A 23,884-nucleotide genomic window follows, 5' to 3' on the forward strand; every position below is an offset into this window, starting at 1 on the left:
AAGAGGATAACAATTAAATTCCTCTTTCAAAGATGATAGGTTCATCTCCTGTTGGAATTACATCGTTTATGCTTAATTTAATTTTTGTCCAAATCATTTTTTGTGCACCGTTTTTTTCGGTTAATTCAATCATGTAGAATTTATTTAGATCCTTATTCGATTTCATTTGCAGTATTATTTTATCATTTATTTCCAATATGTTAAAATATCCTGTTTCAATATCTTCCGATTTTTGAAAAGTATATGAATTTCCTAAAATGTCTAAAAGATTATTATTTACGGATTTCCATTGGTTTGAAGATTTCGATAAAAGTTTTTTTATCTTTTCCGCATTGTTTTCTTTTTGATTGGAATTATTTAAAAGCAAATTAGTATTTTTTTTGTAATTGCCGTTCCAAAGAGAAGCTGTTCCGAATTTAATTCTTAAAACGTCTTCAATTACGCGTACCTGTATTTCATCAACACCTTTAATTTCGACCTCGACACGTCTTATAATATTCGGAATGGATTTATTGTTTGTTGTAAAAAATAAACCGTATCTGCGCGGCAAGGTTGTTTTTATTTCGTATATTTCTTCTACGTTGTCTAAATTGAAAATAATATGGCTGTCGTTTTTATCAAAATAAACACTTCTGCCTGTTTCTTTGTTTTGATCTTGTTGAAACCATAATCCCGATAAAAAATCTATAAAAGATTCCATATTTCCGCTTTGAAGTTTTCTTAAAAGCTGAATTTCTATTTTTTCTCCCGGAATTGTTTTTTGTAAACCTTCTTCATATTTTTTTGTTTTGGCATTCCATGTATATTCCGTTTCAATCTGATTGAGAGTATTCGGTGCCGAAGGGTCGGAGTTGTAAGTGTATACACGATATGAAGATAGGCTTGATGTGTTTTCTTCCCTAAATTCGATTTCTTTGATTTGAATTTGCATATCCGCATGTAAATCCGCTATTTGTGAAAACAGAACTTTTCCGTTATCGTCTTTTTGAATTGTATGTATAGACAATATTTGTCTATTATCCGACGTCATTCCCGAATAAACAAGCGATTTAGGATCTTTTGCAAGATTCATAATATAAAATGTAAGCGATTTAGGTTGTGTAATTGCCGTTCTTATTTCTTCAATTCTGTCCCATTTTTGTGTTATTGGGTTTTGAATCGAAATAATTAGGTATAAAAACGGATCCAATAGTTTTTTTACTGCAATAATTTGGTCTTCAACACCGTCTTCGTTTAAATCATCAGAAATTGCATCAACGAAGGCTTCGTCATTGAATAATTCCAAAAATATTTTTGCTTCCGTATTTGGAGAATCAGTTTCCGTTTTGTTATCCCTATTATTTATTTGCGAAGAAACTATCGGAATTATCGTTTGTGTGACAATCCTTTCTTCGTTTTTTTTATTTGATTGTATGAATTTAAAATAAATTAAAAAACTCAATACAATCAAAATTATAAGAGCAGAAATAATATACGTTATCCGTTTAAACATATCGTGTTTAGATCCTTATTTTAATTATGATTACGGCTGATTTTTTTTGATTAATGCTTGGTTTTCGTCGGAGTGTACTCTGTCTTTATCTTTATTTTTTAAAATATCCGAAAAAAGAGCCTTGCTTGTTTTTACAACTCTGTCTTGAAGCCCCATATCTACCGTAATTTCATACCAGTTATCGTGCTTAATAATTCTCGACTCCACTAAGTAGGGGCTTGAGAATTTCTTTTGTTTGCCGCTGTATTTTGAAGTTATGGGGGCGTCTTGTTCAAGATCGGTGAGCATAAAAAGAACTTTGTATCTTCCGTTTTCGCCTCTTGTGCCTACAGCATCCTGCATTTTGTCTAAGGCTTTTCCGACATCGGTAAATCTTCCGTTAGGTTTTATTGCATTTATTGTTTTTATTATCCTGTTTGTATCTTCATTGTTTTTTACTTCAATCGAAAGCAAATGTTCCGGACTTTCATAAAACTGATAAATACTTACCCAGTCTCCGTTGATTATAATTTGCCCTACCAATTCATCAAGAACCCATTGTTTAAGGCTCTCAAATTTTCCGGGATCTTCCATGGACAATGATTTATCAATCATAATAATCATGTCGACCGGCATTGATCTTTCACCTGCATTTAAATTAAATAAAAGCCCTGTTAAAAGTAAAAATGTAAAAATAACCTTTTTAATTTTCATAAATACTCCTTTTTCCGTGTTTTATATGCATATTATATAACATATTCAAAAAAAAATCATCAACTTTAAATAAAAAGTCTTTACATTCTGCGAAATATGTTTATAATTATATAATAGTGATATATATTGTAATGTAACAAAATTGCTAAAAGTAAGGAGAGTTAGGAATGGCAAATTTAGATCTACCACAGAGCCCGAATGTATTCCATCCCGAGAAGCCCAGTGCTGTCGGTTCAAGGAACTCATTAGCTCAAGATTACCGTGATCAGCAGAAAGAAGTAAATCAGCTGATTGAAGAAGAAACAAACAAAGTGTTACACCACTTGACCACAAAGCTTCCCAAAGAAGTTCTTGAAAGATTGGACATCATGGGCGGTGTTAAGGAAAAGTTGTATAACTACTTTAACCAGAACTACCAAAACATGTTCAACCGATACATGGTAACGGCTGAAGATGAAATGCTCAAGAAAGTTCGAGGATTTATCGACCGAGAAGAAATGAAAGTTCTCGACCGCTATACTCCGAAAGAAATCGCTACCCTTCTTGATGCAGTTGGCGGTGCTGACAAGTTTAACACAGGCGAAATCGAAAAATCGATTGTAAACATGTACGGACACTTACAGGGCCATGTACAGCGCGGTGTTAATGATTTGGAAACCTTAACAAACTCATTGTTAAGACAGAAAACGGACGTAGGTGCTTTCGTTCGAGGTGAAAATGCATACTCAATTGTAAAATGTGCATTTAAAGACAACCTCTACAAGCCCAAGACCGTAACCGATGTTAAGCTTTCCGTAAACATTCTTGATACGGAGCTTATCAGCCCGATCTTCCAGTATCAATCAACGGTTGAATATCTTATCAAAGACCTCTTGTCAAATCACTATATGGATGTAATCGACAAGGAAATTGAAAAGATCAAAGACCGACGAATTGATCAGGGATTGGATGAATTGTCCGACGGCGAAATCATTTTTGCAAAAATCGATAAAGTAAGTGATATAACGGATGACGATGTCGAAAATCCCAAGAGTAAGAGATACGATGTAGTATCCAAGCTTCTTATGGAAAGAATCAACAACTTGAGAGCAGAAATTGATCCTGAAACATTTGATCAGCTCAATATTCGTGAAAACATCAAAAAGATTATCGACCTCGAAAACATCAGAAACCGCGGATTCAACACAGCTATCAACTCGATTACTTCAATCCTTGACACTTCAAAGATGGGATATCAGTACATCGAAAACTTAAAGAATGCTCGTGAATTGATCTTACGTGAATATGATGACACAGATATCGCTAATCTTCCCGATGAAAGATATCAAATCCGCCTCAAGTACTATGACAATGCTCAGTTACTTGCCGAAAGACAGGCTTATGAAGTAATGATGAGCTCCTTCGAAACTGAAATTCAGCATTTGTGGGATGTAGTACGGGCTACTTACGACAAATCCAAGTTTATGACCAAGATCACAGACTTTAGCGATTTGGCCGCCAACTATAAGAAATTCATCAAACGAAAGTACAAGGATCAATCCGGTGAACCCGTATACGAAGACACCGCCAAGGTTTGGGATGAAATCTCCTTTGTTAAGCCTCCCGAAACCGAAGTTGAAAAGATGAACCGAACCTATGTCTACGAAAAAGACAAGCTCCGCAAGAAGCTTATCATTATGCGCAAACGAATGAAGGATTTATATGATTATCAATATCCTATCGAAAGACGCGTTATCGAAGACAGACTTTCATTCATTGAAGCCGAATTTAATAAATTCGACTATTTGATCAATCCTTTCCATATTCAGCCCGGTCTCTTGCTCGATCTCGATATTACATCAATCAAGCGAAAGAAGGCTACATTGGACGGAATGGCTAACGTGCTTAACGAATTCTTGCATGGTGTATCAAAAGGCTTTGCAGATGCCGCTTTTGCTTCATTCAGCCGACGACGATCTACAGTTCGTGCCGATATCGCACAAAGCTTTGCTGCTGCCGATGAAGATCCCAAAGCCGGTGAAGTTGCAGGCCGTTCACAGTTTATCGATATGATTAACAGCACCCCCGCCATTGAAGCTCCCGCAGCCGAAGCTGTGAGCTCTCCGGCTAAACGCCGCGGACCCAAGAGAGGTGCTGCTAAAGCAAAGAAAACAGGCTCTGTTGATTCAGGACGAGGCCGAAGAAAGGCTAAATCAGGAATCAGAGAAATTTAATTTATAAATTTAGAGCTTAACTGATTAAAAATTAAGCCCCTGGAACAACCCCGTTTCGGGGGCTTTTGCTTAAAAAAGGAGTAATTATGGTTAATATGGCTAATTTTTTTGTTCCGCTTGCTAAAAAGACTGATTTTAATGCATCCGTTAAACATATTCAGTCTGTTATAGGAATTTTAGAGGATTGTAATCCCAAGGAAAACATTGCGGACAGAATAAATATGATGATAAGAGAACAAACGATAAAGCCTGAACAGGTTAGATCCATCTTGTCTGTTTCTCTGCTGGATAAATGGAATTATAAAGTTGTATCTGAAAATTTAAAATTTATCTTGGATGATGCATCATCCTTTGTAGCCGAAGTTTCTAAATGGGCAGGTATTGATTTGGTTTTCGGCTATGATCACCCCGATTTGGGCTTTATTGTTATAAACCCGAAAAATCCTGCTGCCGCTCAAGTTATTCAGGGCTTTAGAAAAAATGAGCTTCTCCTAATCTTTGTCGGAAAACAAGACAGAGGAGCTGTTGATAAAGGTCTTGCCGATTCGGTTGTTTCGGCTATACGCAAATTATTTGAAAAGAAAACTTGTTCTGTTCCTGCATCAGTAAAATCAGGTCCCTTCATATATGTTGAACCCAAAAAGACTGCTCCCGCAAAAGCTAAAAAAGCTGTTGCAAAGAAACCCGGTAGAAAAGTTGCAGTTTCGGCTGCTCCTGCGGCAAAAAAAGTGCAGCCAAGTTTCGTTCCTTCTCATTTGGAGCGTCCTTCTGCCGTATCTACAGGCCCGAAAAAAATGTCGCAGCTTGTTTCGGTTCCTGTTTCAAATGAACTTTTCCATAACGGAAATGTTGAAGCCTGGAAGAGAATCATTCGAAGTTATACTGCAAAATATCAAGATGCTGAAGTTATGGTATACTATGACGGAGAGCGTATTGTAGATATAAATACATTGTTTAAGTGGGGAAAGGTTAAACATGGAAGTACAATCCAGTTTGCCGTTTCTGCAGAAGAAATTAACGACCTTTCAAAGTTATCGAAATATTTTAGGCAAGGTGCCAGTCCTATGTTTGAAGCTTTTTTGCGAGGCTCGCCTGATACCGTTTTAAATTTATTTTAAGGAGTAAAAAGTGAAGATATCTAACAATATACATTTTTTTAACAGTAAAGAAACTGTCGGCAAAAAAGTTGATAAAAACTTATTGGGAATTCGAGGAAGACAGGCAAATGAATTTGCGGAATTAAAACTTCCTATATTGCCGGGTATCATAATCGATGCTTCCGTAATGCAGGATATCGGCGATACAAAAGTCTATTCCGAAATTACTCCATATTTAACCAAATTCGGAACGGAGGTAAAAAAGAAGTACGGCGATGATGAGTCTCCTTTACTTTTAAAATTGGTTATTTCGCCTAACATGCTTATTACAAGCTACCCGACTTTGCATAACTTCGGTCTTACCAAGGACACGGTAATAGGATTTCAGGAAAATGTAGGTGAAGACTTTGCCGCTAATGAAGCCCTCTTTTTGCTTAACGGTATTTTGACCGTTATTTTAAAGATAGCTGAGTTGGAGAAGAATGAAAAGAAAGCCGGCGAACTGGAAAAAGTCTTACACGAAATCAAAGAAACAATGAATTCGGGAAAAATCGAGTTAAAACCATGTGCAATCATGGATAAATATGCTAAATTTTTACCTGCTCACTTTTTTGATGATTGCAAAGTTCAGCTCGAAGAATCCATCCGCCTTATCGGCAGGCTTTTGGCTCTTGAAGAAGATACGGATCATGATGTTGCTCTTTTAATTCAGCCCATGGTTTACGGAAACTATGGTAAAGATTCATATTCAGGTTCATTCTTTAGCCGAAATATCGTAAACGGTGAAAAGAAATTGCAGGGCCGATTCTTCGCCGAAAAATTTAATGAAGCAAATGACGAAGGTAAGGATATCAATTCCATCAAGCCCGAATATTTAAAGCATTTACAGCAAATTGCATGGCAGCTTGAAGATTATACAAAGGATATCCGCAATATCCGCTTTACAATTGAAGCCGGAAGACTTTGGCTCATCGAGCAAAAATCCGTTGAAGCTAAAAGCACCATCTCCATGGTTCAGATTCTTCTTGATTTATATAACCGCAAAATCGTGGATGCCGAGTACGTTGTAAGAGCCGTTAAACCCGGCCAGTTAAATGAGATTTTGCATCCCGTTATCGATATTATGAGCACAAAGGGTATCAAATCTTCAAAGGGCGGTATTGCCGGAGCTCCTGGTGCTGCTGTAGGAAGAGTTTATTTTACGGCCGACTCCCTTATCGAAGCTCAAAGAGCTGCCAAACTCCAGGGCATGGATACAAGATGTATCTTGTGTATGCCCGCAACCTATGCAGGAGACGTAAAGGGTATCGAAGTTTCTACCGGTGTTATATCGAATGAGGGCGGTTATTCGGCTCATGCTTCAGTTGTTGCCAGACAGTACGGTAAAATATCCCTTGTACGCCCCGACATGAAAATAAGCGGAAAAAAAGCCGTTATTGAAGGTGTTACAATAAATGAAGGCGATTATATTACGCTCAATGTTCCCTATTACGGCGACTCTACCGTTTATTTTGGAGAGGCTAAACTGATTGAGCCGGATCCTAAAACTTCAGGTCTTTTGGATTTTATAAGCCTTGCAAAGAGCTTTTTATCCGATTTCCATGTAAGAGCCAATGCAGACAGCCCGCGTGATGCCCGTCTCGCCTTGGATTTCGGTGCTGAAGGTATAGGTCTTTGCCGAACGGAACACATGTTCTTCAACGAAAAACGTATCAATACCTTCCGCGAAATGATTTTGGCACCAAGCGAAAACGAAAGGAAAAAAGTTCTTGAAAAACTTAGAAAGGTTCAGACCGAGGATTTCTACGGTATTTTCAAGGCTATGGACGGCAAAGAGGTTACTATCCGCTTATTGGATGCTCCTTTACACGAGTTCCTGCCTCATAATGATGTTGAGCTTGACGGTTTTGTAAAGTACTTGACTGCTCAAAAGAAAAAGGTAAATAAAAAGGATTTAACCGCCGAAATTGAAAAACTTTCCGAAATAAACCCGATGTTGGGTCATAGGGGCTGCCGAATAGCAATAACCTATCCTGAAATTTATGCTATGCAGATAAGAGCTATCTTTGAAGCAGCTTATAAACTGAAAAAGGAAAAGGTTGATGTTCGTCCCGAAATAATGATTCCTCTTATAATGAACTTTAGAGAGCTAAAGCAGATTATTTACGGAAAGAAGATAGAAGGTCATACTTATCAGGGTATCGATGCCATTGCCGAAGAAGTTAGAACTGCCTTAAAAGGCGGAGATCTTGATTACAAGGTTGGAACCATGATTGAACTTCCGGCTTCTGCTTTAAGTGCCGATGAGATTGCAAAATATGCTCAGTTCTTCTCATTCGGAACAAACGATTTAACGCAGACAACATTGGGTCTTTCACGCGATGACTTTAACAGTTTTATGCCGGACTATACCATGTACGATTTGATTGACGGAAACCCCTTTGCCGTTCTTGACAGCAGGGTTCGCGATTTAATCGAAATTGCAATTCAACGCGGTAAACTTACCCGTCCCGACTTGCACTTGGGTCTTTGCGGTGAACATGGAGCCCGTCCCGAAAACGTACGCTTCTGCATGGAAGCCGGATTGGATTATGTTTCGTGTTCTTCTTATTCGGTTCCGATAGCCTTGCTTTCTATAGCTCAGGTTGAATTGGAAAATGCCGAAAAAGCAGGGATAAAGCTTGAGCCTAAAATCGGGCCTGCACGTAAAACTGCTGCAGCAAAACCGGCAGGCGCTCCTAAAGCTGCCGAGAAAAAAGAAAAGGCTGCAAAAGCAAAACCGGCTGCAAAAAAGCCCGCGGCAAAAAAAGCTGCATCCGTAAAAAAGGCTGCGCCTGCAAAAAAAGCCGCACCGGCAAAGAAAGCTGCTTCCGGCAAGAGGGGCAGACCTAAGGCAAAAAAATCTAAGTAGTTTCAATTTTAGACGGCTCCGAATTTTTGGAGCCGTTTTAAATTTATTTCAATCTTTCAAGTAAGGAGTTTTTTATGGAGTACAAAATAGTAGAAGATTCTTTTCCTGCCGTAGTATGTAAACTTAGGGCAGGGGAAAATTATTATTCAGACAATGCCTATTTATGCAGTTGCTCAAATACTGCGTCCGTTTTTTTCGGGAACTAAATCTTAAAAAATTACGGAATACGCCATAGTATTTTGTAACATTGCTGTGTATTTGTGTGTTTATATACGCTTAATTTGGAGAATCCTATGGCTAAAATGCAGATAATTAATTCCGAAGATTTCGGTTATGATTTTATTGATAGTAAATACTTACCTGCGGGTAAGGATGAATATTATATAAGACTTAATCAAACAAATCATAAAAAGAATAAGTACCGCCAATTGGATTCTGAAGAAATTGAACGTTTGATAAAAAACGGAAATTCCAGTACGGACTGGTCAAAAGTCTTGGTTGAAGATCCTTTTGATACCGATTTGATAACCAACAGCATGTTTGCAGGATTAGTCCGTATTTCTTCAATGCAAAATTTCTATTTAAAATATCATGATTTTACGGCTCCTGCCGGAATTACAAACAGTAAAATAATTTCGTGCGATATAGGAGAAAATTGCGCAATACATTATTGTGCCTATCTTTCACATTATATAATAGGCGACAGAGTTATCTTAAGCCGAATAGATGAAATGTGTACTACAGATCACTCCAAATTCGGTGAAGGCCTGGTAAAAGAAGGCGAAGATGAAAAAATCAGAGTAAAGATTGACGTAATAAATGAAGCTGGCGGAAGGGAAGTTTTCCCCTTCTATGATTTGATTACCTCTGATGCCTTTATGTGGGCGCGATACAGGGATGATGCAGCTTTAATAAAAAAATTTGAAGAGATTACCCAAAATTCTCAAGATTCAAGACGAGGTTATTACGGTGAAGTCGGTGAAGATTCGGCCATAAAAAGCTGCCGCATTATAAAAGACGTTAACTTCGGCTCATCGGTGTACGTAAAAGGTGCAAACAAACTAAAAAATTTAACGATAAAATCGACTGCCGATGAACCTTCACAAATAGGGGAGGGTGTAGAACTTGTAAACGGCATAATAGGTCTCGGCTCCCGTGTTTTTTACGGTGTAAAAGCTGTACGCTTTGTTATTGGAAATAATTGCGAATTAAAGTACGGAACCCGCCTTATTCACTCCATCGTCGGAGATAATTCTACAATTTCTTGTTGTGAAGTTTTAAATGCCCTTATCTTTCCTTATCATGAGCAGCATCACAACAATTCTTTTTTGGTAGCGGCCATGATTCAGGGACAGTCTAATATGGCGGCAGGTGCTACCGTAGGTTCCAATCATAACACAAGAGGAAATGACGGTGAAATTATTGCAGGCCGCGGATTTTGGCCGGGGCTTTCAACAACACTCAAACATAACAGCCGTTTTGCTTCATTTGTTCTTTTATCGAAGGCGAACTATCCGGCCGAACTTGATATTCCGTTCCCGTTTAGTTTAGTATTGAATGATGCTCATGAGGATAGGCTCGAAATTATACCCGCTTATTATTGGATGTACAACATGTATGCCATCGAGCGTAACAACAAAAAGTTTTTAAAAAGAGATAAGAGAAAAACAAAGACTCAGCACATCGAAACAAACTATCTTGCTCCCGACACTGTTGCAGAAATTTTGGAATCTTGTTCTCTCCTCGAAAAATGGATATGTTCTGCATGGGTTGAAGCGGGAAATCATCCTTTAGAAATAGACAATATTCTAAAAGATAAAAAAGATGAGGCAAAAAAACTTTTTGTAAAAGGCGAAAATATCGAAAGGTCAAAACGTACCGTAAAAATAATTAAGGCTGTAGAATCTTACGAGGCTTATCGGGATATGCTTATCTGGTACGGCGTTACCGCATTGGCAGAATATTTTGACAAAAATGATTTTGCCGATAAAATCGGAAACTCCATTGAAGACTTTAAACTTTCACAAGAGACCGATTTTAATTGGGTCAATATGGGCGGTCAGCTAATCCCCGAAAGAAAAATCGATTCCATTAAAACCGGGATAAAAAGCGGAAAGTTTAAAACTTGGAAAGATATTCACTCTGCGTATGATGCAGCCTATGATTCTTATAGGATTGATAAGGCCGAAAATGCCTATGCAGTTTTATGCAGGGTAATGAAGGTTAAAGCCGTCGATACGGCTCTATGGAATACTCTTTTAGATAAAGCGTGCAATATTCGTAAATACATTGAAGAGCAAATCTTTTATACAAAAAACAAAGATTACAATAATCATTTTAGGGATATTACTTACCGCAATCCTCAAGAAAGGAATGCCGTTTTAGGAAATGTAGAAGATAATGCCTTAATACGGGAATCGAAGGAAGACACAAAATATTATCTCAATCTTTTTAAAAGGCATAAGGCTTAAATAAAAATGAAAAAAGAAACCGAAAGTTTTAAAGACACAAACACGGCCGAAATGATTTTACTTTTGGACAAGGTGTATAAAGAAATTGAAGAAGCTGAAGTTGAATGGATGTCAAAATGCCCCATTAAATGTATAGAAGGCTGCGGAGAGTGCTGTATTCATTTTGAGCCTGAAATATATGAGGTTGAGGCTCTTTATCTTGCATCCTGGCTTCTTTTCCACCAAAGGGAAAGAGCCTTGCAAATCTTAGAAGGCAAATTTAATGAAAACGTTTTGGATAAAGAAAACGGATGCCTCCTATTCGATATAGATAATCCTTATCATTGTACCGTTTATGGCGGACGGTGTTTGATATGTCGTCTTTTCGGTTATTCGGGAGACAGGGGAAAAGATTTTTCGGTACGCTGGAGACCTTGTAAATACCTTGTTTCTGTAGATAAAGAACTTTCCGCTTCAAAAATTCGGCAATATTTGCAAAATGATTTACTTGATGCTTTTGGAATTTTGCCGCCGGTAATGAGCGATTTTTCTTCGCGCATATTATGTTTTATGACGGAAGGTTTATCTCAGCCTCTTCCGCTTCGAGAGGCCTTGCCTGCGGCAATTTCGAAAATTCTCATGCTTGAAAAATATTCGCATAATCCGGAATTTGAACCGGACACAGATCCGGAAACTCCGCCCCTTGCTTCATAAGACTTTTTAAGGCGTCTTCCCTTTTTTTTCTCTTTATGTTAGTATCCCGCTCATGGAAAATACACAATTAAACCGGGGCGTAAATGAATCGGATCCCATTAAGAAAACGAATTTCTTGCCGGTAATTTCCGGACTCTTTGTAGGCATTTTGGTTTTGTCGAACATTCTTGCGGCAAAAATGGTCGAAATCGGCCCCTTCGTTTTTGACGGAGGTACTCTTCTTTTTCCTTTTTCTTATATTTTTGGGGATGTTTTAGCGGAAGTTTACGGATATAAGGCTTCCCGAAAAGTTATTTGGACCGGTTTTTTTATGCTCCTTATTATGAGTCTGAATATTTGGCTTGTCAGCGTGCTTCCGGCTGAGGCTGAATGGGTATTTCAAAAAGATTTTGACAACATCCTTTTGCAGATGCCCCGTATTTCTGCGGGCAGCCTTTGCGGCTATTTTGTCGGAGAGTATTCCAACTCAGTTGTTTTATCCAAGTTAAAAGTAATAACAAAGGGTAAGCATTTATGGCTTAGAACAATAGGCTCCACATTAGTGGGGCAGCTTTTGGACAGCATAGTTTTTGTAGTGATTGCTTTTTTAGGCCTTTACAGTTTAAATGTTCTTATCGTGATGATTTTTTCAAACTATCTTTTTAAAACTTTTATAGAAGTTATATTTACTCCTCTAACCTATAAGGTAATTTCTTTTGTAAAAAAACATGAACAGATTGACGTTTATGACTACGATGTAAGTTATAATCCCCTTCCTGGAAAATAAAATTCCGCCTAAAGGCCGAATAATAAAATACCCATCCCTAAAAATTAGGGATGGGTTAAACTTATAACTTTTTTACTTTACTATTTGTTAAACTTTAAATTTCATTACTTCTTCTGCTAAACCTTCTATACTCTTTTTGTTCTTTTGGGTTATGCCCTGTACTTCTTGTACAGCATGATTTATTTGTAAGGCACCGGAAGCCATTTCGTTCATGCGGCTTGTAATTGTGCGTGTAAGGTCATCAAGTTTACTCATTTCGCGCGCAATGCCTTCGCCTCCTTTGAGCATCTCCGATGAGCCTTCTTTAACTTCCTGTGTTACGGTGTTGATATTGCGGATTGCCGTGAGAACTTCTTTACTGCCGTTTTCTTGTTCACTCATTGCCTCCATTATGGTGTTACTCATTTCTTTTACGTTTTCTGCAAGAGTGAATATCGAATTGAATTTTCCTTCTACGGTTTTAGCCGAATCTGCCAATAGTTCTATTTCGGCGGAGAGGTTTTTAAGGGTCGAAGTAATTGTTTTGCCTTGCGCGCTCGATTCTTCTGCAAGTTTTCTGATTTCGTCGGCAACTACTGCAAAACCTTTACCGGCTTCTCCTGCATGGGCGGCTTCAATCGCTGCATTCATTGCAAGAAGATTTGTTTGACTTGCAATGTGCTGTATAACATTTGAGGCTTCCATCAAACTTCCCGATTCTTCTGCAATTTTTTGGGTTACATCGTTTGCCGTAGAAACCTTGTCTTTACCCTCAGCTGTGGCATCGGCTAAATTTCTTATAATGTTGTCGCTTTTTCCCAAAGTTTGTGTAATCGATGCGATATTGGCTACCATTTCTTCAATAGATGAAGAAGATTCGGCAACACTCGCCGCCTGCGTTTCAATACTGCTGTTAAGCTGTTTTATGGTGCGTATAATTTCTTCGACTGTTGCCGCAGTTTCCGTTACACTCGCTGCCTGAGTCAGAGCTTGCTCCTTTATGCTGTCTATGTTTGAATTGATTTCGTCTACGGCGCTGGCTGTTTGTGTCATATTGCTTGCAAGTTCATCTCCGATGAACTGCATCGTATTTGTGTTTGTCTCTACCGATTTAATCGAGTTTCCTATTTTCTCGATTGTTTGATTAAAGTATTTTGAAAGGAGTGTAACTTCATCATTGTTTGTAACGGGGAGACGTACCGTTAAGTCTCCTTCGCCTTGGGCTATGTCCTTTAAAGCTAAGACGACTTTTTGCAATGGCAGAATCATCCTGCGGGTCGTAATAAAGGTTGATACCAGTGCAATTCCTAAAAGGGTAAAGCCTGTTGCAACCATCAGGTATTGCAGACTATGTACCGTATCCAAAAAATCTTCTACAGGAGCTCTTATGACTACCATCCAGCCCGTAGATTTCATTATGGCATAGGAACCGATATTTCCTTCTCCGTTAAATGTATAATATCCTATGGAAGGTTTCTCCGACTGCATGGCCTGCTTTGCAAAGTTCGCAATTGAAACTAATGCAGGATTTGTTTTGGCGTTTTCCTGAAAATTGTCTTGATTTAAAACCAAGGTTCTGTTGCGGTGTGCTACGGCATTACCGGTTTTTCCCAAAATAAAACAATATCCTGTTCTTCCGACTGTGATATGATCTATGTCATCCGAAAGTTCTGTTCCGGGAGTATCTGCTGCAAGGACTCCGATTATTTTATTGTCATAGTCGTATACGGGAACGGAAAGAGTATTTACAAGATTTCCGTCAGTCTTTGAACCATAGGGTTCGCTTACAAACTGTTCTCCTGCCAAAGCTCTCTTAAACCATTCCCTGTCATTGACGTTAAATACCCGTCCGTCAAGTGTGTGACAATTTCCGTTTACATCGGTTATCGAGAATTCGGTTATTCTCGGGTTAAAAGCCGCTTCTTTTTTTAAATAGGCTATTTTTTCCGAATAGGGTCTATTGATGTCCCGCAGTTCGGATGCTCTGGAAGCGCTGGAAACAAAGTTTAAAAAAGAGTAAACCATTGCATCTATCAGATCTGCCGTATCTGTAGCCTTATCGGTTAAATGTATTTCTATCTTTTGAAGAATTGCCTTTCGTGCCATGAGTGTTCCGATAATTCCTTGGGTTGACACCGAAATAATAACGATTGAAGCAAAAAGAATAAGAAGTTTTTTTCCTATAGAAAAAATTTTATCTTCCGGTATTCTTTCCCGAACGCTTACTTCTTTTTTTGCGGTATTTTCCGCAATAACCAATTCCCTGTTTTTCATTTTTCCTCCTCAAAATACACTTTTAATTATGCCCTGTATAAATAGTTTACACCCATATTTCGAATAATGCAAGATTTTGTATTTGAATTTTTACAAATTATTGAATATTTTGTTAAAAATTCTGGTAAAAAAAAGTCCCCGGCGGATGCGGAGTATCCGTTGGGGTTTTAATTTGATGAACCTAAAAACAGCCGATAATTCTACTCGACCATTATAAGAGTTTTAAGATCAAACTCATACTTTTGGTCAGCGCCTCCATCGAAATGAACAGTCCTATTACCGGCATCAGCTATATTATGTATTTTATTCAATGTGGCAGCGTTTGTTCCCGATGCATCTGATAATTTAATTTGTCTGGCTTTTCCACTTTCGATTAATTCGAACTTACCTTCTTCATCAATGTTATCAGTTGTGTTCTTTAATGCAAATGTTCCGGATAGGGGGCTGTGTTTAGTTATTTTAAAGTTTAATTTTGAGTTTGTGTCTCTACCTTGAATTTCAGGCAAAGTTATACCTGTGGGTTCAATATCAATTATTTTTGAAATAAGGTGTTGATGGTGTTTGTTTTTTGTGGGGACATCCCAAGAAAGCAAGCGACACTGCTAAAAGCATAACAGTTGCAAAAAATTTTTTCATTATAATCTCCATTCAGGCACTAATATTTTTAATAAAAGCTCCGCTCTTTTAAAAACTTGCCGGGTGCCTGTACGGACTATACTATACTATCTGTCAAGTACTTAAGTTCAGGGGAAATGCCGATTGCATAGTTTTTATCATGAGGCTGATTTAAAGTTTTTCTATTTCATCTTTGCTGAGACCTGTCATACGCATAATAAAATCTGGTTCGCAATTTTCTCTCTAGTTGACGAAAGTACTTAAATATGCAATAATAAGGGAAACTAGGAGGCTTTGAATGCTAGCACTTATTATTGGTATTGTTTTAATCGCTTTTACGGTTATTGCAGCTCTCCCCATGGGATTGGCTTGGGGGCAGGATATTCTTTTATTTTTAAGAGGCGGTTTACCCATTTTTGCGGCCTTTGTCGGTCTTATTTCCGTATTTATAGGAATTGCCGATATTAAAGATAAGCAGGATGCAAGAAAAGAAGAAGCCGCTATGAAGGCTGCCGAAAATAAAGCAGAGTAAAAGCTAATAGAATATATTTCGGCATAGTTTATGCCGATTAGTTTTTGATAAAATCTAATAGGTTATTGACATATATTCTATATTTAGTTATAATATCAGAACCCACATTATCTGCATATATTTTTGTAGAAGGTATACATTAAATGAAAACTATTTTTTTAAAAGAACATGAAGCGCCGCGCTCTTGGTACGTGATTGATGCCGCCGGGAAGCCGCTTGGACGCGTTGCTGCCAAGACTGCAGCTATGCTCAGAGGAAAACACAAAGTAGGGTTTGCTCCTCATCAGGAAATCGGTGATTATGTAGTAATTATTAATGCCGAAAAAGTAGCCGTAACAGGAAATAAGGCTAAAGATAAGATGTACTATACTCACTCCGGTTATGTAGGCGGTTTGAAATCCATCAATTTTAACGGATTAATCGCAAAAAAACCCGCTGAACCCTTGATGATAGCAATTAAAGGTATGCTTCCTAAGGGACCCCTTGGAAGAAAGCTTTTAACGAATGTGAAGGTCTATGCAGGCCCCGAACATCCTCACCAAGCACAGAACCCCATAGCGGTTGAAGTATAAGGAGAGTAAAGTGAAAAATATTGGAATGGGAACAGGCCGACGAAAAACTTCGGTGGCGCGGGTATACATTCGGGATGGAAAAGGTACGTTAATGATCAATGATAAAGACATTAACGAATATTTTGCTACTCCGGAACAAATCCAAAAAGCAAAAGAACCTTTAATGGTTACTGCAGGTGAATCTAAGTATGATATTATAATCACTGTCCGCGGCGGAGGTCTTACAGGCCAAGCCGGTGCGTGTTCACACGGAATTGCAAGAGCTTTAGCTCAGGTAGATGCTTCAAATCATGCATCTTTAAAGGCTAACGGGTTGCTTACTCGTGATTCACGAATGGTTGAACGAAAGAAATTCGGTCAGCGCGGTGCAAGACGAAGATTCCAGTTCAGCAAGCGTTAATCCTTTTTCTATTGCGGATATATGCAGCACTTCTTCAGATTTGGTGAAAGTCATCAATTCTGAAGGAGTGTCTTTTGTAACAAGGCGGGTGTATTTTGATGATGATGACTTTGATAGTCTTGTTTCGGAATGCGGCTGCCCGATAAGTGAAATATCGCTAGGAGCCTTGCTCAATGCTGTAAAGATTTATGCAGCTGAATGTGCAGCCATGGGATATCTGCATCGAGCCGAGCATTCCCGCTTTCAGCTGAGTTTAAAGCTTAGGAAAAAAGGTTTTTCAGCTTCCGAGATAGATCCTGCACTGGATTATCTTGAGGAAAAGAGATACCTTGATGACGGCAGATTTGCAAGAGCTTGGCTTAACACCAGAACTGTCAGTAAGAAAGAAGGCCGCAATAGATTGGCCTCCGAGTTGGCTTTAAGAGGTGTAGGGTTTAAGGTTATAGAAAATGCACTTGACGATTTTTTTTCAGAGCATTCTGAAGAAGATATTTGCCGAAGTGCTTTAAAAAAACAATTGGTAAATGGATTGGATAAGCCAAAGTTGATGCAAAGAATGCATAGGCTTGGTTTTTCGACTGGTATTGTAAATATATGTTTGGAGGGAATTGAAAACAAAACTCATTTTTTTTGAAGTTTGTTTTATTGTTACGCTATGGGAAAAAGTGAAAGTAGACGACGTGTTAAAATGTACTCAGCCCTTGAAGTCGCAAATATTTGCGGCGTTGTAAACCAGACTGCTATTAACTGGATTAGAAACGGTTATTTAAAAGCTTTTAATACGCCGGGCGGTCAGTATAGGGTATATTATGAAGATTTGCTTCTCTTTATAAAAGAACGCGGAATGAAGATTCCCCCCGAATTGCAGGATTCATCGGATGAGGCTCACTGGAATTCAGTTATTATTATAGACGATGATAAGGTTTTAAACGAGGCAATATCTTCTTTTTTAAATAAAAGCCTTCCTAACTTGACCGTGTATCAATCATTTGACGGATTTGATGCAGGAACCCAACTCGTAAAGAATAAACCGGGTTTTGTTGTTTTGGATATTGATCTTCCGGGAGTTAACGGTAAAGAAATATGTAAAAAAATAAAAACCGATCCTTTTTTCGGCCAGCCTTATATAATCGTTATTACGGGATTGGATGACGATAGTCTGGAAAAAGAAATGAAGGAGCTTGGAGCTGATTCTTTTTTTAGAAAACCGATAGATTTTAGCGCCATATTGAGTGAGATAAATGAGGTTGTAAGCTAGAAGGGATGACCGTTGATGAAGCAAAAAGTATTATAATAAAGACGGGAAAAAAACTTTTAACGTCTAATTTGACGGTGCGTACATGGGGTAATGTGAGTGTACGTATAGACTCCGAAACTTTTGCTATCACTCCTTCCGGATACGGGTACGAGAATTTAAAACCTGAACATATAGTTGTACTTAAAGTAAATAAGCCTGAAACTTCAGGTTCCGTTAAGCCTTCTTCAGAACGCTTTGTTCATTCAAGCCTTTACAAAGCTGATCAAAATATAAAATTTATAATTCACACACATCAAAAATTTGCTTCTGCCGTTTCAGGATGTTTTTCATGCATCCCTGTTGAAGACGAAAAACTTAGCTCTGTTTTAGGAGAGACTGTGCCGATTGCAAAATATGCGCCTGCAGGCACAAAAAAAATAGCACGCCATGCGGTAAAATGTTTGGCAAAATCTTCCGGAGCGATAATTATGGCACAGCACGGAGCTCTATGCTTTGGCGAAGATGAAGATTCTGCCTTTGACAAAGCTGAGGCTCTTGAAGAACTTTGCCGAAATCTGGTCTTTTCTGAAGAGCCGGCTTTGGCTCTTGCTTACCGGCGCCATGAAAGAAAAGCCTTACTGCCTTTGATTAATTTTTATTCCAGCTGCCGTGAAGGCGATTCTTGTACGGTTTACGATAAAAATACGAATATAACCGTTTGCAAGATGGATATAAAATCGGGAAATATAACTGAGGGGCTTTTTGACTTTCAAGCCGATTTACATAGGCGCATATACGGCTCCTATCCGGATGTTAATTTTATAGAACAAAGCTCTTTGCCCGCAGCTCTTTTTGTTTCGAAAAAGCTTAATATAGATAACTGCATACCTGCTTTTTTAGATGACTTTGCTCAAATTGCCGGAGAAAATATATTTTTATTTCCTTTCTATGAAAACAGAGCCGAAGAAATGAACGGCGGAATAGTGGAGGCTTTAAAAAAACGGTCTTGTGTTTTGATAAATGAAAGCGGAGCTCTTTGTTGTGTGTCCGATAAAGATGATATTACGGCCCTAAAAGAAATCTTAGAGAAGAATCTTTTGGCCCTTGTCCTTTCATGGAAATTTAAAAATTATTTTCCGATCAGCCGTAGGAGTGCTCAAAAAATGCGGAAAGGTTATATCGGAGAGTATTCCAAAATTAGTTTGAAAATTTAGAGGTTTACATAATATGAAAAATCTAAAGAAAATATTGCTTATAGTTTTTATTGCTCTTTTATTTGCCTGTAGACGAGAAACACCTTCAGAGCTTGAAAGAGAAGAAAAATTTAGTCTAAATTACGGTTTGTTTGAAAGTGAGTTAAATCTTTTTAATTTGAACAGTACCTATTCCCGTCCCGATACGCAGATTTTAATGAAGGAAGGTATATTTTATATAGTGAATTCGGGAGGGCAAAAAATTTTAAAGCTGTCTTCATTCGGGGATTTACTTACTTTTTTTTATAATCCCGACACCAATATTGAGCCTTCTTTTATGAAAAAAGATCCGCAAGATGTAAAGGCTACAACTCGAGCCGCTATTAAATATTCCTTTAATCATCCTGCTCTTTTAACCGTAACTTCTTCGAAGCATCTTTTTGTTGTCGATTCGGTTTTGGATGAAAGAATTGAATACGACCATGAAGAAAATCTGGCTTTACGGGATATAATTTTACGGTTTGACGAAAACGGAAACTTTGTAGATTATTTGGGCCAAGAAGGCTTCGGCGGAACGCCGTTTCCCTCTATCGAAGGAATTCATACAAATTCTTCAAACGATATAATTGTTGTTTGCCGAACACAGACGAGTTTAAAAATTTATTGGTATAACAGTCAAGGAGATCTATTATATAAGATACCCATATTTTTTAATGCAATTCCGAATCCATATGAGGGTTCCGATAAAATATTTTCTTCAATAGATAAAATAATTCCCGATTTTAATAATCTTTATTTGTATATTAAAATCGATTACTATCTTGAAGAAAAGGATGCTGCAACAAAGGCTAACCTTGGTGTAAGTTACGATAAAAGTTGTCTTTATTTTCTAAATATTAAAACCGGGAAATATGATAAAAAAACGGATATAGATGCCTATGAGGCAACTGAAGTATCCGGCAACGAAAGTCTCACTTTTAAAAAAGTTTATGAGATGATAGGCATTACCGAAAATGGTTGGTGTTATTTACTGACTCCTACAAGTAAAGGCTATGCACTTGAGATTATGAATTTAAAGTCTCAAAAAAAATATAAAAAAGATTTAATTGTTTCAAGCGGTGAGATGTTTTATAATACCTTCCATGTTTCTTCCAAAGGAATTATTTCGGCTCTGCTTGCCAGGGATGATAAGGCCTTGGTTGTGTGGTGGAGGGCCGACAAAATTATCGGAGACAAGTGATGAGTGATGATGATCTATTCGAAAAACGGGATTCATCTGCGCGCGAAGTTTTTACCCGCTACAATAGAGAAGATAGAATTAAAAATGCCTCCGAAAAGGTAAAACAATTACATGATCCGGATTTTGTGCGAAGAAGAAGTTTTATAAAAAGTGTAACCGAAAATAGAGGCTTGAGATCCGTTTTTTTTGTTATAGTTGTGCTTGCGGCTATAAACATTGTTTTGTTTGTTACCCGGACCGATAAAAATAAGGGTAAGATTTACGGAGTCAAAACGGAATTAAAATCCTTTATTTATCAAAATAGAATTTTAGTAAATTTACGCTTGAGTGAAAATCTTAATTTTTTTAAAAACTCAGGAGATAGTCAAGAAAAAGACGGAGCCTTGGTAAGAGTAAACTTTATTTTTTTGGATGATGCAGGAAGCAGGTTATCGTCTTCACTTCAAACCGGTATTTATACGGGCAGTGAACTTATCTTTTCTTCACAAACCGAATCCTCAGATACAAAAAAAGTACAAGCAGAAATTTATATAAAAGAAAAACTTTTGGTTTTATCGACAAGAATAAAATGAGTATAAACAAAAAATATAAGTGCCGATTATGTAATGTATGCGACGGCAAAGCCTGTATAGGCGAACTTCCCGGAATGGGCGGCGTCTTTGAAAACTTTAACTTTATTTTAAACTGTGCCGAGTGGAAAAACTATTATACCTCTCAATCCCATCCTCTGCCGAGGCTCCGCCTTGCTCCGATTACGGGAGCTGTAGAAAATATCGGCTATGAGGACGAAAGGCAATTTTACTTTGACCTTATAGGAGCTTCGGTTAAGGCTGATTTGGCTTTGAGCATAGGAGACGGCTATCCCGACTTAAAACTTTTTTCAGGTATTGAAGTTTTAAAAAATGCAAAAAAGAAGGGAGCTGTCTTTTTAAAGCCCTATCCTCAGATGAAGCTTTTTGAAAGGATCGAAGCCTCAAAAGAGGTTGCCGAAATTATCGGAGTGGACACAGATGCTTATAACATAGTAACGATGAGGAACCTTGTTAACCTTGAAAAAAAGAACGCAAAAGATTTGGCTGCCTTAAAAAAATATGCAAAACTCCCCTTTGCAGTTAAGGGTGTTTTTACCGCCTATGATATCGAAGTTATAAAGGAGCTGAAACCCGACATTGCTATAATTTCAAATCACGGAGGGCGTATTGAAACCGATAGAGGAAGTGTTGCGGCCTTTGCCGATAAGCATTTAAAGGAAATAAAAAAATATACGGGAGAGGTTTGGGCAGACGGCGGCTTACGAAAAAGAGCAGATTTTATGGCTGCTTCATCTTTAGGGATTGAAGAGGTTTTAATAGGCCGCCCCTGCATTACCGCCCTTCTTAGAGATAAGGAAAACGGTATAAAAAATTTTATCGATTCGATTTTAAGTGAAGATTTAAATCGAGAAGCCTCGCGGTCAAGTTAAGGAGCTTTGAGAAAAGTAGTGAAAACCCGTTTAGACAGAATATTGGCCTTGAGCGGTCTCGGCTCCAGAAACGATGTAAAAAAAATGATACGCAAAAAAAACTGCTGCGTGGACGGGGTGCGTATTGTTTCTCCTTCTTTTATTTTGGACACTGATATAAATAAAATCACAATAGACGGCGAACCTCTTGTGCTTAGAACAAATATTTATCTTATGTTTAATAAGCCTCAAGGCTGTGTAACTTCGACAAGCGATCCCGTGCATAAGACCGTAATGGATTATATAAAAGCTCCCTTTGACAAGATGAAGCTTTTCCCCATTGGGCGGCTTGATATAGATACTGAAGGTCTTTTGATTATTACCGATGACGGGGAAATTACCCACAAGATTACTTCGCCCAAGTCGAGAACCGTAAAAACTTATTACCTCGAATTTAGCCGAGAGCCCTCCGCCGAGGAATTTAAAAATTACTGCGAAGAATTTGAAAAGGGAATTGTTCTAAAAAACGGCTACAGATGTCTTCCCGCGAAATTTGAAAGATGTGAAAACAAAACTGGTTCTGCTAGAAGCGGATTTTTAATGCACATAACCGAGGGGAAATTTCATCAGGTAAAAAAAATGTGCTTAAGCGCAGGCAACGAACTTTGTTACCTTCGCCGCATTGCAGTCGGCTCAATCGTTTTGGATGAAAGTCTAAAAGGCGGAGAATACCGCGAACTTTCCGCCTGCGAAATAGACTCACTGAGAGATTATTTTTGATGAGTTTTAAAGCATCTGCTTTTGCTTTAGCTGAAGATTACCCTCATAAAGCGTTTTTTGCCGGCGCGTAAAATCATCTCGCCGTCCTTGTCGAGCCTTTCTTTTTTTATAAGGACCTTGATGTCGGATATCTTTTCTTCATTTATAAAAGCTCCTCCCTGCTCGACAAGGCGGCGGGCTTCGCTCTTGGTTGAGGCAAGTCCTGCTGCGGCAAAGAGGTCAAGAACTCCGATTCCTTCGTTTAACTTTGAAAGACTCAAATTCGCTGTGGGCATGGCGTCTTTATTTCCGCCGCCCGAAAAGGCTGCTCTTGCGCCTTCTAAGGCTTTTTCCGCTTCTTCTTTTCCGTGAATAAGAGCCGTAACTTCAAAGGCTAATCTTTCCTTAGCCTTGTTTATGTCTCCTGCACAAATAGTCTTTATTTCTTCTATCGGTAAGAAGGTAAAAAGAAGCATAAACTTTTCGGCATCGGCATCGGCCGTGTTTCTCCAATACTGGAAAAAGTCGTATGGCGAAACAAGGGCGGGATCCAAGAAGAGGGCTCCCTTTTCGCTCTTTCCCATTTTTTGACCGTCGGCTCTTGTAACAAGGGGGAAGGTAAGGGCAAACACTTCGCTTCCGCCTTTTCTGCGGATAAGGTCGCTTCCTGCAACCATGTTTCCCCACTGGTCATCTCCGCCTATTTGAAGTTCCACATTACGGGTTTGATTGAGCATTAAAAAGTCGTAGCTTTGCAAAAGCTGGTAGTTAAATTCCAAAAAAGAAAGCCCTGTTTCCATTCTTTTTTTGTAGGCTTCAAAACTAAGCATTTTGTTGACCGAAAAGTGAGAGCCTATATCGCGTAAAAAATCGATGTAGTTTAAATCGGCAAGCCAATCCTTATTGTTGACAAAACTCACGTTCTTAATATCTTCTGCCAAAAATTTTTCAATTTGTTTTTGAATTGAAGCCGCATTTTTATCGAGTTCATCATAAGAAAGCATCTTGCGCATTTCGGTTTTTCCTGACGGGTCGCCTATGCGGGAAGTTCCTCCGCCGACTAAAATGACTCCCTTGTGCCCCTCACGGCATAAATGCTTTAAGGCAAAAATCGGAACCATATGTCCTATGTGTAAACTGGGCCCTGTCGGGTCTGTGCCTGTGTAAAAAGCGATTTGTTCCTTGTCCATTCTATTGGAAAGGGCTTCCAAATCGGTGCATTGCTGAAGGAAGCCCCTTTCTTGTAATATTTTTAATGCTTTATTCATGTTTTGACTATACAATAATTTTCAGCTTGGGTCAACAG

General features: G+C 38.3%; 21 protein-coding genes and 1 pseudogene. 17 read left to right on the top strand and 5 right to left on the bottom strand.

The features are described 5' to 3' along the window. Positions 1-13: 13 nt before the first annotated feature. Both E4O01_RS01380 and E4O01_RS01385 read right to left on the bottom strand, forming a co-directional pair. Complete coding sequence (locus tag E4O01_RS01380; RefSeq protein ID WP_253693538.1) at positions 14-1,492, bottom strand: pallilysin-related adhesin; 1,479 nt, start codon at positions 1,490-1,492, stop codon at positions 14-16. Positions 1,493-1,522: 30 nt separating this feature from the next. After that, entirely contained in the window at positions 1,523-2,185 is a 663-nt protein-coding gene (locus E4O01_RS01385) for a vWA domain-containing protein (RefSeq protein ID WP_253693541.1), read from the bottom strand. A 167-nt stretch (positions 2,186-2,352) separates the two neighbouring features. Between E4O01_RS01385 and cfpA the strand changes: the two genes are divergently transcribed. The 7 genes and pseudogenes from cfpA (at position 2,353) to E4O01_RS01415 (ending at position 12,336) form a co-directional block, all read left to right on the top strand. Continuing rightward, positions 2,353-4,398, top strand: a complete 2,046-nt coding sequence (cfpA, locus tag E4O01_RS01390) for a cytoplasmic filament protein CfpA (RefSeq protein ID WP_253693544.1) — start codon at positions 2,353-2,355, stop codon at positions 4,396-4,398. Between the two features lie 86 nt (positions 4,399-4,484). Continuing rightward, the gene (locus tag E4O01_RS01395; RefSeq protein WP_253693547.1) at positions 4,485-5,516 is read left to right on the top strand and encodes a hypothetical protein; all 1,032 of its coding nucleotides are present in this window, start codon (positions 4,485-4,487) and stop codon (positions 5,514-5,516) included. Between the two features lie 10 nt (positions 5,517-5,526). Next, a pseudogene (locus tag E4O01_RS01400) lies at positions 5,527-8,337 on the top strand (putative PEP-binding protein); the annotation flags it as partial. Positions 8,338-8,480: 143 nt separating this feature from the next. Continuing rightward, positions 8,481-8,612, top strand: coding sequence for a hypothetical protein (locus tag E4O01_RS14650; protein ID WP_256484082.1), 132 nt, complete (start codon positions 8,481-8,483; stop codon positions 8,610-8,612). An 87-nt stretch (positions 8,613-8,699) separates the two neighbouring features. Next, positions 8,700-10,877 (top strand): DUF4954 family protein, encoded by a 2,178-nt coding sequence (locus tag E4O01_RS01405; RefSeq protein WP_253693548.1) that lies wholly within the window; start codon positions 8,700-8,702, stop codon positions 10,875-10,877. A gap of 6 nt (positions 10,878-10,883) precedes the next feature. Next, positions 10,884-11,570: a YkgJ family cysteine cluster protein gene (locus E4O01_RS01410; RefSeq protein WP_253693550.1), complete on the top strand. Its 687-nt coding sequence runs from the start codon at positions 10,884-10,886 to the stop codon at positions 11,568-11,570. A gap of 52 nt (positions 11,571-11,622) precedes the next feature. Then, complete coding sequence (locus E4O01_RS01415; RefSeq protein ID WP_253693553.1) at positions 11,623-12,336, top strand: queuosine precursor transporter; 714 nt, start codon at positions 11,623-11,625, stop codon at positions 12,334-12,336. Between the two features lie 87 nt (positions 12,337-12,423). Here E4O01_RS01415 and E4O01_RS01420 read toward each other — a convergent pair whose 3' ends face one another. Continuing rightward, positions 12,424-14,589, bottom strand: a complete 2,166-nt coding sequence (locus E4O01_RS01420; protein ID WP_253693555.1) for a methyl-accepting chemotaxis protein — start codon at positions 14,587-14,589, stop codon at positions 12,424-12,426. 200 nt (positions 14,590-14,789) lie between these two features. Beyond that, on the bottom strand, positions 14,790-15,182 hold the full coding sequence (locus E4O01_RS01425; RefSeq protein ID WP_253693558.1) for a hypothetical protein: 393 nt from the start codon (positions 15,180-15,182) through the stop codon (positions 14,790-14,792). A gap of 320 nt (positions 15,183-15,502) precedes the next feature. On the opposite strand from E4O01_RS01425, the gene E4O01_RS01430 reads away from it, so the two are divergent. The 10 genes from E4O01_RS01430 to E4O01_RS01475 all read left to right on the top strand — a co-directional run bounded on the left by E4O01_RS01430 (position 15,503) and on the right by E4O01_RS01475 (position 22,599). Next, positions 15,503-15,736 (top strand): hypothetical protein, encoded by a 234-nt coding sequence (locus tag E4O01_RS01430; protein WP_002670146.1) that lies wholly within the window; start codon positions 15,503-15,505, stop codon positions 15,734-15,736. Positions 15,737-15,879: 143 nt separating this feature from the next. After that, a complete protein-coding gene (gene rplM, locus E4O01_RS01435) occupies positions 15,880-16,308 on the top strand; it encodes a 50S ribosomal protein L13 (protein WP_002672109.1) in 429 nt (142 codons plus the stop codon). A 10-nt stretch (positions 16,309-16,318) separates the two neighbouring features. Next, on the top strand, positions 16,319-16,708 hold the full coding sequence (gene rpsI / locus E4O01_RS01440; protein WP_253693560.1) for a 30S ribosomal protein S9: 390 nt from the start codon (positions 16,319-16,321) through the stop codon (positions 16,706-16,708). Continuing rightward, positions 16,632-17,342 carry a regulatory protein RecX gene (locus E4O01_RS01445; protein ID WP_253693563.1) on the top strand — a complete coding sequence of 237 codons (711 nt, stop codon included), beginning with the start codon at positions 16,632-16,634 and terminating at the stop codon, positions 17,340-17,342. Before rpsI ends, E4O01_RS01445 begins: the two co-directional genes overlap by 77 nt. Before the next feature lie 54 nt (positions 17,343-17,396). Further along, the gene (locus E4O01_RS01450; RefSeq protein ID WP_253695152.1) at positions 17,397-17,966 is read left to right on the top strand and encodes a response regulator; all 570 of its coding nucleotides are present in this window, start codon (positions 17,397-17,399) and stop codon (positions 17,964-17,966) included. 5 nt (positions 17,967-17,971) lie between these two features. After that, positions 17,972-19,159, top strand: coding sequence for a class II aldolase/adducin family protein (locus E4O01_RS01455; protein WP_253693565.1), 1,188 nt, complete (start codon positions 17,972-17,974; stop codon positions 19,157-19,159). A gap of 13 nt (positions 19,160-19,172) precedes the next feature. Next, complete coding sequence (locus tag E4O01_RS01460; protein WP_253693568.1) at positions 19,173-20,378, top strand: LIC_12708 family protein; 1,206 nt, start codon at positions 19,173-19,175, stop codon at positions 20,376-20,378. Continuing rightward, positions 20,378-20,950, top strand: a complete 573-nt coding sequence (locus E4O01_RS01465; protein ID WP_253693570.1) for a hypothetical protein — start codon at positions 20,378-20,380, stop codon at positions 20,948-20,950. The genes E4O01_RS01460 and E4O01_RS01465 overlap by 1 nt, the downstream gene beginning before the upstream one ends. Next, positions 20,947-21,840 carry an alpha-hydroxy-acid oxidizing protein gene (locus tag E4O01_RS01470; protein WP_253693571.1) on the top strand — a complete coding sequence of 298 codons (894 nt, stop codon included), beginning with the start codon at positions 20,947-20,949 and terminating at the stop codon, positions 21,838-21,840. Before E4O01_RS01465 ends, E4O01_RS01470 begins: the two co-directional genes overlap by 4 nt. A gap of 18 nt (positions 21,841-21,858) precedes the next feature. After that, positions 21,859-22,599, top strand: coding sequence for a 16S rRNA pseudouridine(516) synthase (locus tag E4O01_RS01475; RefSeq protein ID WP_371819626.1), 741 nt, complete (start codon positions 21,859-21,861; stop codon positions 22,597-22,599). A 26-nt stretch (positions 22,600-22,625) separates the two neighbouring features. Here the strand turns inward: E4O01_RS01475 and tyrS are convergent, their stop codons facing one another. Continuing rightward, the gene (gene tyrS / locus E4O01_RS01480) at positions 22,626-23,846 is read right to left on the bottom strand and encodes a tyrosine--tRNA ligase (protein WP_253719309.1); all 1,221 of its coding nucleotides are present in this window, start codon (positions 23,844-23,846) and stop codon (positions 22,626-22,628) included. Positions 23,847-23,884 lie beyond the last annotated feature (38 nt).

This window comes from Treponema sp. OMZ 790 (assembly GCF_024181285.1).
In the GTDB taxonomy this organism is placed as follows: domain Bacteria; phylum Spirochaetota; class Spirochaetia; order Treponematales; family Treponemataceae; genus Treponema_B.